General features: G+C 72.0%; 7 protein-coding genes. 4 read left to right on the top strand and 3 right to left on the bottom strand.

The genetic code is table 11. The annotated features are described in order from the left end of the window. Positions 1 to 81: 81 nt before the first annotated feature. The 3 genes from ABZW96_RS05060 to ABZW96_RS05050 are packed head-to-tail and all read right to left on the bottom strand — an operon-like array spanning position 82 to position 7,374. Positions 82 to 1,635, bottom strand: a complete 1,554-nt coding sequence (locus ABZW96_RS05060) for a dynamin family protein (RefSeq protein WP_355071482.1) — start codon at positions 1,633 to 1,635, stop codon at positions 82 to 84. Continuing rightward, positions 1,632 to 3,494, bottom strand: a complete 1,863-nt coding sequence (locus ABZW96_RS05055; protein WP_355071480.1) for a dynamin family protein — start codon at positions 3,492 to 3,494, stop codon at positions 1,632 to 1,634. Before ABZW96_RS05055 ends, ABZW96_RS05060 begins: the two co-directional genes overlap by 4 nt. A gap of 37 nt (positions 3,495 to 3,531) precedes the next feature. Then, positions 3,532 to 7,374 (bottom strand): IniB N-terminal domain-containing protein, encoded by a 3,843-nt coding sequence (locus ABZW96_RS05050; protein WP_355071478.1) that lies wholly within the window; start codon positions 7,372 to 7,374, stop codon positions 3,532 to 3,534. Between the two features lie 298 nt (positions 7,375 to 7,672). On the opposite strand from ABZW96_RS05050, the gene ABZW96_RS05045 reads away from it, so the two are divergent. From ABZW96_RS05045 to ABZW96_RS05030, 4 genes are all read left to right on the top strand, one after another. Next, positions 7,673 to 9,460, top strand: coding sequence for an Hsp70 family protein (locus ABZW96_RS05045; RefSeq protein WP_355071476.1), 1,788 nt, complete (start codon positions 7,673 to 7,675; stop codon positions 9,458 to 9,460). After that, complete coding sequence (locus ABZW96_RS05040; RefSeq protein ID WP_355071475.1) at positions 9,453 to 12,026, top strand: LuxR C-terminal-related transcriptional regulator; 2,574 nt, start codon at positions 9,453 to 9,455, stop codon at positions 12,024 to 12,026. Before ABZW96_RS05045 ends, ABZW96_RS05040 begins: the two co-directional genes overlap by 8 nt. A gap of 47 nt (positions 12,027 to 12,073) precedes the next feature. Further along, positions 12,074 to 13,183 (top strand): hypothetical protein, encoded by a 1,110-nt coding sequence (locus ABZW96_RS05035; protein ID WP_355071473.1) that lies wholly within the window; start codon positions 12,074 to 12,076, stop codon positions 13,181 to 13,183. A gap of 163 nt (positions 13,184 to 13,346) precedes the next feature. Further along, a complete protein-coding gene (locus ABZW96_RS05030; RefSeq protein WP_355071471.1) occupies positions 13,347 to 14,705 on the top strand; it encodes a S1 family peptidase in 1,359 nt (452 codons plus the stop codon). The last annotated feature ends 142 nt before the right edge of the window (positions 14,706 to 14,847 follow it).

The raw sequence follows: 14,847 nt of genomic DNA, 5'->3' as shown, positions 1-14,847 counted from the left end.
CATACCCGGGCCCACGTCGACTACACCGCCCTACATGGCGTGGATACGACGTCCCCGCAGGTCACCGCGCCGCCGGGGCGATCATTCCGGCAGCACGCTCAGGGTGCCCTCCGCGCTGCGAGCGGCGGTCAGGCAGGCCGTGGCGGTGAACTGGTCGGCGAGCGGGTGACGTGCCCGCGCGCGCCATTTCCGGACCGCGGCCATCGCTTGGGCACGCTGCGCGGGGAGCGGTGCGTCGATCGGGAGGCCAAGGCGCAGATGGGGTGCGATCCCGGAGCCGCCGATGAGGCGGTGCAGTTCGGCGAGATCGTCCGCGGGCAGCGCCAGCTCGTCGGTGCGCAGGCGGCCGAGCAGGCGCAGCTCGGCGAAACCGTGCACATCCGCGAGCAGGGTGCGCACCCTGGGCAGCAGGCGATCGGCCGGGGTGCCTCGATAGGCGGTCAGCACCCGGGCCAGCGCGGTCAGCGCGGAATGCGCTTTGAGCTGATCGGCGCGCTGACCGAACTGCACGTCGAGCACCGAGCGCAGTTCGTCCACGCCGCTGCGGCTGGTCAATTCCGCGGCCAGCGTGGCCGAATCGCGCACGCCGAGCCGGATCAGCGTGACCGCCATCCGGATGCCGAACAACCCGAACCGCTCGGCCAGCTGCGCGCGCAGTTCCGGCGGCACCGGAAGCGGCACGTCGGCGCGCGCGAAACGGTCCGCCGAGAGCAACGCGGCGCTCAGTTCGTCGACCGGGACCCGCGCCAGCGCCTCGAAAGCCGCGAACTCCTGCTGACGCAGCGTCGCCGCGGCGAACGCGAGCAGGCCGGCGACCGGGATCACCGCCTGGCACAGACCCGTCCGTTCCAATTCCCCGGCGAAACGCGTGGCGACGTCACGCGCCGAGTGCAGCGCATCGATCCGGCCCGCCCCGATCTCGTCGGCCCGCGAGACCACGCCGACGATGCCGAGCGGGCCGGGCGCCCCCGGTCCACCGTTGGCCACGGCGGTTCCGGCGCCCACGCGCTCGAGAAACTGCACGTCTGTCGCGTCCAGCCGGCGCAGCAGGTAGACCACCGCGTCGGCGCCCGGGATGGCGACGCTCTGCTCGGACCGCTCGTCGTCCGCGCCGGGCGTCAGCAGACGCGCGGTGCGCCGCGACACCTCGCGCGACAGCGACGACGTGCCGGGGGTGTCGATGATGGTGGTGTGCGCGAGCGTCGCGGCGGGCCACTCGACTTCGAGATGATCGACCTCGCGCGGAGCCGGGGCGTTCCAGTTGAGCCGCTCCAGGTCGAAGGTCAGCCCGTGCGTCCCGCTGCCACGGCGAACCACGACATGCGCGCGGGCCCCGTCGGGGGCGTACGCCGTCACGCTTGGTGTGGAGCCGTACCGATACCAGGTGACGACCCTGGTGCACTCGGTCGCGTCGGTCGGGGCGATGTCCTGTCCGACAAGCGAATTCAGCAGTGTGGACTTGCCCGCCTTGATCGAACCGGCGAGCGCCACCCGCAGCGGCTGATCCAATCGGCGGGCGCAGTCGGCCAGCAGGGCACGAGGCCGCGGCTCGCCCGCGAGCGCCGCTTGCGCCGCCCCGACCAGCCGATGCGCCTCGGCGACGATTCCCGGCACCGGGCCACCATCACGTCTCACGGGGTTACCGTACCGGCGGGTCCCATCGGTAGTGCGTTCTGCATGGCATCGGCGTATCGGCGCAGTTCGGCGACCACGCGCAGCTGCTGTTCCAGTTGCGCACCGCGTTCGGCGCGGCGGGTGGCGACCATGGACGCCGCTTCCTGCGCGGCCCGCAGCGACTCATCGATCGAGCGCAGGCTGCGTTCGGCGACGCCGGCGTAGTGGTCGCGCAACGCGCGGTGGATCCGGTGCAGTCGATCCTTCGACTCCTTGCCCGCCTGGAACGCCACATCGTCGACGAACCGGCGCACCGCCGCCTTCGCCTCGTTGCGCCGCTTGGCCAGCCTGGCCTGCTTGTCGTCCCGGAAAGCCTTGCCGCCCACGATCAAACCGGCGCCGATCGAGATCGGGTTGAGCATGGCGAGCCCGGCGAAGGTGGTGGCCAGCCCGACCATGAGCACGCCGCCGTAGGAGCCGCGCATTCCGACGAGCAGTTTGCTGCCGAGACCGATGTCGGGTTCCAGATCGGCGAGCGTGCCGGTGATGGCACGGCCGGTGTCGGCGCCTGCGCCGGGGCGCACGTCCGGCAGGTCGACGGCGCCGAGTTCGGAGAAGTGCTCGGCGACGCGCTCGGCGAGTTGAATCGCTCGCGCGTGGGTCCACAGCAGATTGTCGCCGAGCGCGGTATCGACGGTGCCGGTGAGGTGTTCGGCGATACGGTCCCAGTGCCTGCCCGGATCGTGCTCGTCGATCCATTCCTCGGTGCTGCGCGCGAGATTGCGCAGACGGTCGCGCAGGTCGTGGTCGACGTCTCCGGCGAGGTCGGTGATGCCGTCGGCGAGCGTCTGCTGCCAGGCGGCGGTCCTGCGGTGCAGTTCCTCCGCCGCGGAACGGGCGGATTGCAGCTCGCGCACCGCCGCCGCGCCCTGGGCGGGATCGCGGACCGCGACCAGCTCGCTGCCCAGAGCCAGCGCGAGATGCTCTGCCGCGGAGCGGATGTCGCGGGCCACGGCGGTGCGGGTGGCGAGCTGATCGCGCGCAACCACCTGGTCGCGCAGGAAGGTGTACAGCACGCCGAAGCCGGATTCGACGCCCAGCTGCGCGTCCTGCAACCGCATCGCGTGACTGCGCAGCAGCGACGACACCGGGATCATCGGCACGTCGAGGCCGGCCCGCGCGAGATGGCCCAGATCGGCCTCGTGCACCTGGCGCCAGTGCGGGTACAGGTCGGTCTTGGTGAGCAGCAGCGCCACCGTCGGGCACAGTTCCCGCACCTGCCGCAGGAACGCCAGCTCGGGCTCGGTGAGTTCGGTCGACGCGTCCGACAGCACCAGGACCGCGTCCGCGGCGGGCACCAGTCCGAGCACGCCCGCCGCGTGAGCGTTGCCGTGCCCGCCGACGCCGGGAGTATCGATCAGCACGATGCCATCGGCCAACAACGCGTTGGGGATCTGGACCTCGAGCCGCACGATCCGACGTCCCTGCGCGAGCGGGGCGCGATGATCGATCGCACCGATCTCGGCGATCGGCACCGTCACCCTGGTCTCCGCGCCGCTGGAGTCGCCGTGCGCCGCGAGGACCAGCTCCGCGCGCGGCTCCGGACCGTGCGCGAGCAGCATCGGCACCGCGGTTGTGGCGTCGTCGCCCACCGGGCAGATGTCCAGGTTCAGCAGCGCGTTGACGAAACGGCTCTTGCCCTGGTCCAGCTGCCCGGCGACGACGATGCGCCGCCGCGGGTCGCGGACCCGGTCGGCCGCCACTTCGAGGCGGCCGACCAGATCGTTGCGGCCCGCGGCACGGGCCGCCGCGATGGTTTCACCGAGTACCGACAGCAGCGGTACCGCCGGTGGAGTGGCGTTCGGCGCGGGTGTCCCCATCGCGGTATGGACCTCTTTCCGTATTACCGGGCAACTGTCAGTGCAGGAATGTATCGCCACCCAGCTCGGCGCCCGCCGAACCGCTCAACTCCGTGCCCGCATGGGTGTCGCCGAACAGGCCTGCGTCGGCATGGCCGCCCGCGGTGCTGTCCAAGCCCGAACCGAAGGCGCTCGACACATCCAGCGAGGACCAGGTGTGCGCGGTCGAGCCGACGCTGCCGCCGAGACCCGCACCCGTGTCAACGGCACCGTGCGCCGCGCCGCCGGCGGAGCCCGCCAGTCCGGCGCCCGCGTCCGCCGCGCCGCTCACGGTCGAGTGCGCCGCACCGCTGAGGCCGCCCGTCGCGTCGAGACCCGTGGAGAGACCGGAAGCCGCGTGCGAACCGGCGCCGATACCGCTGTCCAGACTCGAACCGAGATGCGCTCCCGCGCTGGACGCGCCTTCCAGACCACTCGACAGACCCGCACCCGCGCTGCCCGCAGCGCCGAGACCGGTGGACAAGCCGGTCTCCAAGCCCGAACCAGCCGCACCCTCGATCCCGGTGGAAAGTCCGGAGCCGAGTCCCGCACCGGCTTCAGCGGCCGTGCCCAGTCCGGCCGACAAACCCGAAGCGAGTCCGGCACCAGCGTGAGTTCCCGCATCGAGCCCAGCCGAAAGCCCCGAAGCGAGTCCGGTACCCGCCTGAGCTCCCGCATCGAGCCCAGCCGAAAGCCCCGAAGCGAGTCCGGTACCCGCCTGAGCTCCCGCATCGAGCCCAGCCGAAAGCCCCGAACCCAGCCCCGCACCTGCCTGCGCACCGCCGTCGATGGCACCGGTCAGCCCGGCTCCAAGGCCGGTACCGGCGTGTGCCCCACCGCCCACGCCGGTGGACAGGGCCCCATCGAGGCCGGCGGACAAGCCCGTCTCCAGGCCGCTCGCCCCGTGGACTCCGGCGTCGAGCGCCCCGCCCAGACCGGTCCCGAGGCCCGCACCGGCCTGCCCGCCGGTGTGCAGGGAGCTGTCCAGTCCGCCGCCGAGCTCCGCTCCGGTGTTCACGGCCGCGCCGAGACCCGTCGCGAGTCCGGTCTCCAGGCCCGCCGTCGCCTGCGTTCCGAGGCTTCCGGCACCACCGATGGCGGAGGAGAAGTTGCTTCCGAGTCCGGCGGCCAGGTTGCCGGAACCCTGCGCGGCGGTGTCGATTCCGCCGGTGAGCCCGGTCGTCGCCTGCCCGGTGGCATCGAGCGCGCCTCCGAGCCCGGTCTCCAGACCCGACCCGATCTGCGCACCCGCGTCGGCCGCCCCGTGCAACCCGGTGGACACCCCGGCGCCGAGACCGGCACCCGCCTGCGCACCGCTGCCGAGAGCCGCGTCCAAACCGGTGGTCACCCCACCGGCTCCGTTCACCGCGCCCTCCAGACCCGCACCCGCGGCGCCCCCGAGATTCGCACCAAGACCGTTCGACGCATCGACAGCACCGTTCAGACCCGCACCAAGACCCGTCGCGGCGCCAGCGGAACCATCCACAGCGCCTCCAAGATTCGCGCCCAAGCCGGTCGTCGCATCAACAGCACCGCCAAGATTCGCACCAAGCCCCGTGGCGGCACCCGCAGCACCCTCCAGACCCGCACCGACACCAGCGGTCAAATCCGTAGCAGCGCCGGCGGAACCACCCACAGCACCGCCGAGACCCGCACCAAGCCCCGTGGCGGCACCCGCAGCACCCTCCAGACCCGCACCGACACCGGCGGTCAAATCCGTAGCGGCACCAACTGAACCATCCACAGCACCTCCCAGGCTCCCACCCAAGCCGGTCGTCGCATCGACAGCGCCGCCGAGACCCGCACCGACGCCCGCGGTCAAGTCCGTAGCAGCGCCGGCGGAACCATCCACAGCGCCTCCGAGGTTCGCGCCGAAGCCGGTTGTCGCGTCGAGAGCGCCCTCGAGACCCGCATCGAGATCCGTGGCGGCACCCGCAGCGCCCTCCAGACCCGCACCGAGCCCCGTCGTGGCATCGACCGCACCCCCAATGCCCGCACTGAGACCAGTCGTCGTATCAACGGCCCCTTCGAGGCCTGTACCCACGCCGGTACCGAGATCCGCCACCCCGCCGATCGCGCTCTCGAGGCCTGCGGTCAGATCGGTCGTCGCACCCGCAGCTCCGCCGATGCCCGCCCCCAGACCCGTGCTGACATCAGCCACACCACCCAAGCCCGCGCCGAGGCCGGTCGTCGCATCGACGGCACCGTTCAGCCCAGCGCCCAGACCTGCGCCCGCCTCTGCGCCGGCACCCAGCGCCGCATCCACACCCGTAGCCAAGCCACCCGCCGCATCGACAGCTCCCCCCACACCCGCACCGAGACCGGTCGTCGCATCAACGGCACCCTCCAGGCCCGCGCCGACACCGGCACCGAGCCCCGTGGTCAGATCAGTTGCCGCACTCGCAGCTCCCTCGAGACCTGCGGCGACATCAGCCGCACCACCGACGGCGCCACCCAAGCCCGCGCCGAGACCGGTCGTCGCATCGACAGCTCCCCCGACACCCGCACCGAGCCCCGCGGTTACGTCGGTCGCCGCGCCCAGACCACCCTCCAGGCCCGCGCCCACACCGGTGGTGAGGTCCACCGCACCACCGACCGCGCTGTCCAGACCCGCGCCGAGGGCGGTCGTCGCGTCGACAGCCCCCCCAAGACCGGCACCCAGGCCCGAGGTCACATCGGTCGCCGCGCCCAGACCACCTTCCAGGCCCGCGTTCAATCCCGCGGAGATGTCCGTGGCACCCTGCACAGCGCCTTCCAGACCGGCGCCGACACCCGTCGTGATGTCCGCCGCGCCACCGATGGCGGTTTCCAGGCCCGCGCCGAGCCCGGTCGTCGCGTCGACAGCACTCCCGATACCCGCACCGAGATCAGCACCCGTCTGCACACTGCCGCCGATACCCCCGGTCAGGCCGGTTGCCGCGTCCACCGCGCCTCCCAGGCCCGCGCCGAGCCCGGTCGTCAAACCGGTCGTCGCGTCGATCACACCGCCGAGGCCCGCGCCCGCCTGCGCACCCGTGCCCAAAGCGGCGTCCAGGCCTGTGGTCAGACCGGCTGCGGCGTCCACCGCGCCTTGCAGCCCCGCGCCTAGTCCGGCACCCAGGTCCGCTGCCCCGTTCACCGCGCCTTCCAGCCCGGCGCCCAGTCCCGCTGCCCCGTTCACCGCGCCTTCCAGCCCGGCGCCCAAGCCCACCGCCGCGTCCGCCGCGCCTTCCAGGCCCGCGCCGAGGCCGGCGCCCGCGTCTATGCCGGTGGAGAGGCCGGTCTCCAGGCCGGCGGCGATGTCGCCCAGCCCTTGGGCGTCGGCGTTCAGGTCGAGGCCCGCGCCGATACCGCTGATCACCTGAGCGCCCGCGCCGAGCAGGCCGCCCACGGCGGCGGACAGGTCGGCGCCCGCGTTCACCACGGTCTCGAGGCCCGCCGCCAGCCCCGCGCCCAGACCCGCGCCGAGCTCCAGGCCGGTTTCGATCGCGGTGTTCAGTCCGGCACCCACGTCCACGCCCGTACCGACACCGAGGTCGACGTCGAGCCCGCCACCCGCACCGGCACCCAGATCCACGCCGAGATCGGTGCCGAGGTCGACTCCGGCATCCGCCACCGCCGCCGCGCCCACGGTGCTCGCCGCACCGATCGCGGCGGCCGTGCCGGTCTGCGCGCCCGCGGCCACGATGGACTGCAACTGGGAACCGCCGGTGACCAGAGCCGACTCGGCGACCATCGGGGCGCAGAGGGCGATGTCCTCCGGCGTCACCGCGCTCAGGCCTGCGGCGGCCAGCGCCTGGGTCGGGTTGGCGCAGTAGGCGACCGCGGCCTCTTGGTTCCGCAGCAGACCGAGGATGAACTCCAGAATCGCGTTGGGTGTCATGAGAATCTTCTCCTGAGTCCCGGCGGACCTCGCTGATCCGCAGTCGTTGGAATGCAAATCACGCTAGGAGCGCATCGCGTTACGCCGAAACGGGGCGGACCCCTACGACCGGCCGGGGCCGCCGGATAGGGGTGGGAGCGGAATTAGGGGAATTTCCCTAAACGTCCCCCTAACGAAGTAACGGCGGATGGCCAGCAACCGACAGAACGGTTGCGTCGGCAACCACAACGCCCAGCGCACGATCTCGGACATGCAGCAGCGACACCGGAACAGACAGCTTCTCGAACGGGGTTCTCGAATGACACAGCGCCTGGCGCTCGGCATCACTGTCGGAGCGTCGAATTCGGTCGCCGTGGCGGCAACGGAGGATGGCGACGACGGCCTCGGCCGGTCCGGCGGCGGCTACCTACGCTCGCATCCGAGCGTGCTGCGGCTGTCGCCGGATATGGCGCCCATGCTCGGCGCGGGCGCCGGCTCCACCGGCCGCCATTCCAGCGACGTTCTGCTGGAGGGTTTCCTCGCCAGGGTCGGCGACCCGGTCGGCATCCTCGCCGAGGACGGCTCATCTTATTCCGCCCCCGACCTGGTGGCGACCTCGATCGGCTGCCTGGTCGACGAGATCGCCGCCGAGAGCGGCCCGAGCGGCGTTCAGGCGACGGTCGCCTGCCACCCGGCCTGGTGGTCGCGGCACACCGTCGACGTCCAGCGCGACGCCCTCGAGCGGGCCGGACTCGGCGAGGTGACGCTGGTGCCGGAACCCACCGCCGCGATCCGCTGGCTCGACGCCGCGCACGGCAGGGCCGACGACGGGGCGGTGATCGTCTTCGATCTCGGCGCGACCGGCTCGACCGTCTCGGTGGTCCGTACCGGCGAGCACGCCAGCCTGCTCGGCACACCGTTGCGCAGCACCGACGTCGCCGGCGCGGAATTCGATCTGCTGACCATGCGCTATGTCCTGGCTAATGCGGTGCTCGCCGCGGATTTCGATCCGTTCGATCCAATGGTGGAACGCGGATTATCGGCATTGCGCGAGCACTGCAGGAAAGCGAAAGAAGAGCTTTCCATAAATACCGCGACCGTTGTTCCGGTGCGTGTTGACCCCGCGGATCCGCAGGGCAGCACCGTGCGTCTGGTGCGCGGTGAACTGGAAGACCTGCTGCGCGGACCGCTGCTGAGTGCGATGGACCTGATCCGCGACGCCGTGCACCGCGCCGGGCTCGATATCGGCGACGTCGGCCGCGTCCTGCTCACCGGAGGAGGAGGCGCCATACCGTTGGTCGCCGAACTCGTCTCCTCCGAGTTCGGATTGCCGGTCGTGGCGGCCCCGGATCCCGAGCACACCACGGCACGCGGCGCGGCGCTGCTGGCCGCCGACCTGCTCGCCGCCGAGACCGACCAACTCCCCATGGTCGATCCGGTGGTCGAGGACGAGACCGTGCCGCAGCCCCGAGCGCTGCCCTCGGCGGGACTGGCGGCGCTGCCCGAGGAGCGGCTTGCGCGCAGGCGCGCACTGATCAGCAGGCAGCGCATCGCGGTGGTAGCCGGTATCGCGGCCGCCATCGGCCTGCTGGCGACCGGCACGCTCGCGATCGGGACCAGCATCCAGTCCGGCCAGGACAACCCCGCCTCGACCGAGCAGTCCGGCACCGGCGCCGTCCAGGTCGCCGCGACGACGGGCGCGCAGACGGGCACGGAATCCGCATCTTCCGGTGTCGCCGCCACGGACTCGGCGAGCGCCACCGGCCGACCGTGGGCAAGGAACGAGGCGCCGCAGGCCGGTTCGCCTTCGTCCGCAGCTCAGGGCACGACCGCGGCCGTGGTGAAGAGCGAACAGAATCCCGATCAACCTGCCCCCGCGCCCGCCGTGGACTCCCCGGCGCAGCAACCCGCGCCGCAGCCGCAATCCCAACAGCCGTCTCCTGCTCCCGCGCCCGCACCGGCGCCGACCATCCCACCCGCGCCGACCCAGCAACAGCCCCGGCCTACACCGCCGACCGCCCCGAGCCTGCCGACCGGCGGGCTGGGCGACACCCTCGGCACGGTGCTGCGCGCTCCCGGAGAGATCCTGGGAGGCTCCGGTGGCTGATACCGCCTTCGACACCCTCCCCTGCGCCCGCGACATCTTCCGCGATCTGGATTCCGCCGACGACCAACCGGTGGTCTACCTGATCCGCGGCCGGTCCCAGACCGGCAAGTCGACGCTGCTCGCGGAGATCCGGGCTCGTCTGCGCGCCCGCGGCGTCCCGTTGCAGGACGACATCGCCGCGCTCCAGCACGCGCATGCGCGCAACGGCGCGCACCCCGTGCACCACACGACGAGCACCGCGGGCGTGACGACCGACATAGCCCGCCCCGCGCTGATCATCGACAATGCCCACACGCTTGGCCGACTCGATCTCGAATACCTCTGCGCCGCAGTGGAATCCGGGCATCGAACGATGGTGATCGCCGCGCAGCCGCGCCCGCACGACCCGCGGCTGCGGATGCTCGCCGACGCCGTCGCCCGGCGTGGTCGCGTGGTCGACCTGCGCCCGCTGGGCGTCGCGGACATGGCGCCGTTCGCCCGAGAACTGGGCATGATGGTGCCGCGTCAGGTCGCGCAGCACATTCATGTGCAGACCGCGGGTATCCGCGGCGGCGTGGTGGCCGCGCTGACAGCCGCCTGCTCGGCGCGTCTGGACGCGGGCATCACCGCCGTCGACACGGCCGTCGCCGCGTGGGCGCGCGGGTTGCTGGACAACCTCGCGCCCGACCTGCTGGAGACCCTGGTTGTCGCCACGACGGGCACCGGCCTGGATTCCAGCGAGCTCACCGAGGTGCTCGGCGTGGAGCAGGCCGTCGCGCAGGATCTCATCGACCGAGCCAGGGCCAGCGCCCTGGTGACCGACGCCGACCTGCTGCTGGAACCCGCCGTTGCCCCACTGCGCACGCTGCTCGGCGACCGCAGGTTCGTCGCGGTCGAGCGCCGGTTGCTCGGCGCCCGGCTGGAGGCGGGCCTGCTGCGCGACCGCACCGCCTTGCAATTGGCCGAGTCCGGCGTCCGCGATCCGCGGCTCGCCTCTTTCCTCGTCGACGCCGCCGAGCAAGCCGGTCGCGACGCGGTTCGCTATTACGCCGCGGCGGCGGCCGCGGGTGCGGAACTGGATCTGATCGCGCTGCGCTGGGCCGAGGCGGCCGCCAGGACCGGCGACGGCGAGACCGCCATGCGCCTGGCCGAGCCGATGCTGGCGCGGTCGGGCAGCACGGGCGCGGAACTCGCCACGGCGGTGCGGATCTGCGCGGCGGTGCTCACCCGCCGGGGCCTGGTCGGTCGCGCGGCGCAGCTGTACACCTGGCTCGGGGGGCACCGGGTCGGCCCGGACTGGGCCGTCGGCGCCACGGTGTTGTGCCTGGCGGGCGACGCGACAGGCGCGCGGGAGATGTCCTCCTCGGCGACGAAGTGGCCGCCTACCGAAGCGGGCGCGCACGCGCGGCTGATCGCGACCGCGCTCGCGGACACCATCGAACCGGGCAACAACACCGCCGCCGCGGTATCGGCGCTGGTCCAGGCCGCCCATGCGGACGCGGGCGTGGACCGCTTCCTGCCTTGCACGGCGGCCTCCATCGCCACGCTGCTCTCGCTCGGCACCGGCGAGCCCCGCCGCGCCCAGGACGCGTTGCGGCGAGCCACGGCGAGCGGCCTGCGCTGCCATCAACTCGACGTGCTCGCGGCTTGGACGGCGATGCTCGGCGGCGACGAGCGCGCCGCCGCGGCCACCGTGGCCGCGCTCGACCACGATCGGCTCGACGTCCGGGACCGCCTGCTCGCGCACGGCGTCGCGGTCGGTCTCGCCCGGCGCAGCGGCGACCACACCGCGCTGGCCCGTGCGTGGCAGGCGGCGTATCCGTTGTTCGACGACGTGCAGACCGACCTGCTGGCGCTGCTGCCGATCGGCGAACTATGGCTGGCCGCCATCCGGATGCGCGACGAACGACGGATCGCGCCCTTGGTGGACGCCGCGCTGGCGCTGCTGCGTCGCTTGGACGATCCGCCCGCGTGGTCCAACGCCTTCCACTGGTACGGCGTGCAGGCCGCGATCGCCCACGAGAGCCCCGAGGAGCTGCTGCCGCACGCGCGCGCGTTGAAAGCCGCGGCCGAGGCGGGTGACCGGCACGCCGCCGTACTCGCCGACGCGGGCCGTACCTGGGTGCTGGTGCTGCGCGGCCAGGTGGTCAGCGCGCCGGTCCACGCGGCGGTCGCCGCTCTCACCGAAATCGGCATGACCTGGGACGGCGCCCGGCTGGCCAGCGAGGCGGCGCTCGCGGCGCCCGACTCGGCGACGGCCACCGCGCTGCTCAAACTGGCCCGCACGGTTCGCGCCGACGCCCGTCCGCAGGAGCCGCAGGCTCGACAGGCGGCCCCGGCCGCGCACAACGGCGACACCCCGCCGCCCGTGCCGCCGCAGACCGCGATTCTCAGCGAACGGGAACGCGAAGTGGCCGAGCTGGTTCTGCTCGGGCTCACCTATCGGGAGATCGGTGCGCGCCTGTACATTTCGGCGAAGACGGTCGAGCACCACGTCGCGCGCATCCGACGCCGGGTCGGTGCCCGTTCCCGTTCGGAGTTATTGTCGATGCTCCGCGCCATGGGACACGGTTCGCTTCTGGTGTGACCGGGTGCGGTTCCGTCAGCGGGAACGCCGAAGCGAGGTAGGTGAGGATGGCCACTGGGGTTGGCCTGCGCGTCGCCGACGACGAGTGCACGGCGGTCATCGTCACCGACGGTGACGAGCAGCCGGAGTACATCGTCCGGGAGTCGGTACTGCACATGTCCGAGGACGGTGACGCCGAATTGGGCGGTCCCCCGCCCACGGAGGAGTCCCACTCGATCAGCGGCTTCGTGGCCGCCGTCGGCGACCCGGCGGGTATCCCCGTCGACGACGGTGAGGCGTACCGCGCCGAAGACCTCGTCGCGACCGCCCTGTTCTGCCTGATCAACCTGGCCGCCGAACATCTCAGCGGAGCGGCCGAGTTCTACGCGACGCATCCGGCGGACTGGCCCGCCGAGCAGGTGCGTTCGCTGCGTGACGCGCTGGACTACCTCGGTCTGCGCTCGGTGCTGCTGGTCAGCGAGGGTGAATTGCCCAGCGCCCAAACCGGAGCCGACGGAAGATCGTTCGCCCACGACGCGGCCAGAGGGGCGCTGGCGGCGGTGCTCGCCACTCCGGCAGGGGCCACCCCGCCGGACCCGTCCACCGCGGAGAACTCGACGGTGGACACCATCATCATCCCGGCCGTGCCCGCCGCCGACGCGCAGCCGCAGGCGTACTCGGCGGCCATGCCGATCGCCGAGCCGATCGCGGCCACCGAAACGAAGCAGGTCGAGCAACAACCACAGCCGGCGGTTCCAGCGCGGCAACCGAAACGCACGCCGCTGGTGATCGCGGGCGCCGCGGCGATCGGCCTGGTGCTCGGCGGCATCGTGGTGGCCATGCTGCTGCGCGACGGCAGCGAGACGCCGGTGCCGCCGCTGCCCGACGCCAAGTCCGAGCCGACGTCGGTGCTCCCGGCCCCGCCGCCGGTCGTGACCACCACGGCGACCACCACCACCGAGACGTCCGAGCCACCGGTGGTGACCGAGACCACGACGCCGGAACCGACCACGACGACGCCGGAACCGACCACCACGACGCCGCCCACCACCACGCCGACCACCACCCCCACTCGGACTTCGACGACGCGGACCATCACGCCCACGACCAATCCGTTCGGTCAGCAGCTGCCGCAGATCCCGACCATCCCCGGAATGGGAATACCGGGTAGTCGGTGATTAGTAGCGTCCTTCTCGGGTTTGTGGCTTAGAGTGTTGCGCTGACCGGGTTGTCGGATGATTTTCCACACACCGGTCGATTGCTGGACGAAGACTGTGTGCCAACGGATTCTGCCCGTGGCCACGGATTTAGCTGGCACGTGCGTGCCGACGAAGGGACTTCATGCGCAAGTTGGTGGCGCGTCGCGCCGCGGTCAAAGCTGTCGCCATCGCATCGACCGTTCTCCTGACTCCCTTGTTCGGCACGACCACCGCCTCGGCGGTACCCGAAGCACCGGCGCAGCTGGCCGCGGACAATCTCCCTCCGGAACTCGTGCAGGCCATCGCGCGGGATCTGAAGATGACCCCGACGGAATACCTGGACCGCGCCGCGCGCGCCCAGCAGCTGCGTGACTACGCGCGCGGATTCCGTTCGGAGCGGCCGGATTCCTACGCGGGCGCCTGGATCGGCGCCGACGGCAAGCCCGTCATGGCGGTCACCTCGCTGGACGCCGCCAAGATCGCCGCGGCCGACGGATACCAGACCCGGCTGGCCCCCGTGTCGGCGGACAGCCTGGAAGGCTCGCTGGTGCAACTCAACCAGTGGATCACCGGCCTGCCGCGCGAGATCTCGCAGGCGATCAACTCCGTGGCCATCGACTTCCTGAACAGTCAGCTGGTGCTCAGCGTCGCCAACACGCCCGCGGGTCACATGCTCAACCTGCCGACGCTCCTGGCCAACATCAAGGTCATCCTGTCGCCGAACAGCGGCGGACCGGTCGAGCGCAGGCCGATGGGCGGCGACACCTACATCAGTGCACCCGGTTCGCTCCAGGACTCGTCGCTGCGCGCCGTCGACGTGTGCTCGTTCGGGTTCAACAGCGTCGACGCCTCCGGCAACGCGCTGAACATCAGTGCGGGCCACTGTGATCCGAACCTGGGCAAGGGCAACCAGGAGGCGGGCGTCTACCTGCCGAACGTCCGGGACATCCCGGCCAGCCCCGAACTGGGCACCTTCGTGCGCGCCTCGCTGGGCGGACAGTCCGCGCTGGACTACTCGGTGATCAAGCTGAACGAACGCGCGGTGCGGGCGGGCATGGACCAGCCCTCGGTGCGCGGCGCCAACGGCACGACGCTGGCGATCACCGGCACCGCCGACCCGATCACCGGCGCCCCGGTCTGCAAGTCCGGTCAGTCGTCCACGTTCACCTGCGGCTTCGTCGTCGCCGACCGGGTGGAGACCCAGCTCTACACCGCCGAGGGAGAGAGCAAGACCGTGCGCGGCTTCGCCAGCTCGGCCTGCACGCTCGGCGGCGACAGCGGCGGCGCGATCGTGTCCGGCACGCTGGCGCTCGGCATCACCAGTGGCTCCAACGCCGCGGACGCGCCGAACTGCAACGAGGCCAACGTCGCGCTCGCGCAGTACGGCGGCACCGCGTCCCTCGGCATCCCGATCCGGGCGATCCTGGCCGACATCGACGCCTCCTCCGGTGGCGGAATCGGCAGCGGAATCAGCGTGCGGACCCGGCCGAACGCGAGCTGAGCGCGCACCCGCGTGGTGTGGCGATCGGCATACTCCCGGTCGGAGGGCTATGAGCGAGTCGGGAACCACAAGATGAGTAGGCATCCCGCGTCAAACCCCATATAGTCTGCTCATGCTCCTGCCACGTATAGGACCTCCCCGA

This window comes from Nocardia sp. NPDC004168, assembly GCF_040610355.1.
Taxonomy (GTDB): Bacteria; Actinomycetota; Actinomycetes; order Mycobacteriales; family Mycobacteriaceae; genus Nocardia; species Nocardia sichangensis.
The sequence above is the reverse complement of the archived record's forward strand: the minus strand, read 5'-3'. Positions and strand labels throughout refer to the sequence as shown.

What these genes read in the sequence shown, in the direction of transcription:
- ABZW96_RS05055 (WP_355071480.1), bottom strand. Translation starts at nt 3,494, where the DNA reads ATGGGGACACCCGCGCCGAACGCCACTCCACCGGCGGTACCGCTGCTG.
- ABZW96_RS05050 (WP_355071478.1), bottom strand. Translation starts at nt 7,374, where the DNA reads ATGACACCCAACGCGATTCTGGAGTTCATCCTCGGTCTGCTGCGGAAC.
- ABZW96_RS05045 (WP_355071476.1), top strand. Translation starts at nt 7,673, where the DNA reads ATGACACAGCGCCTGGCGCTCGGCATCACTGTCGGAGCGTCGAATTCG.
- ABZW96_RS05035 (WP_355071473.1), top strand. Translation starts at nt 12,074, where the DNA reads ATGGCCACTGGGGTTGGCCTGCGCGTCGCCGACGACGAGTGCACGGCG.
- ABZW96_RS05030 (WP_355071471.1), top strand. Translation starts at nt 13,347, where the DNA reads ATGCGCAAGTTGGTGGCGCGTCGCGCCGCGGTCAAAGCTGTCGCCATC.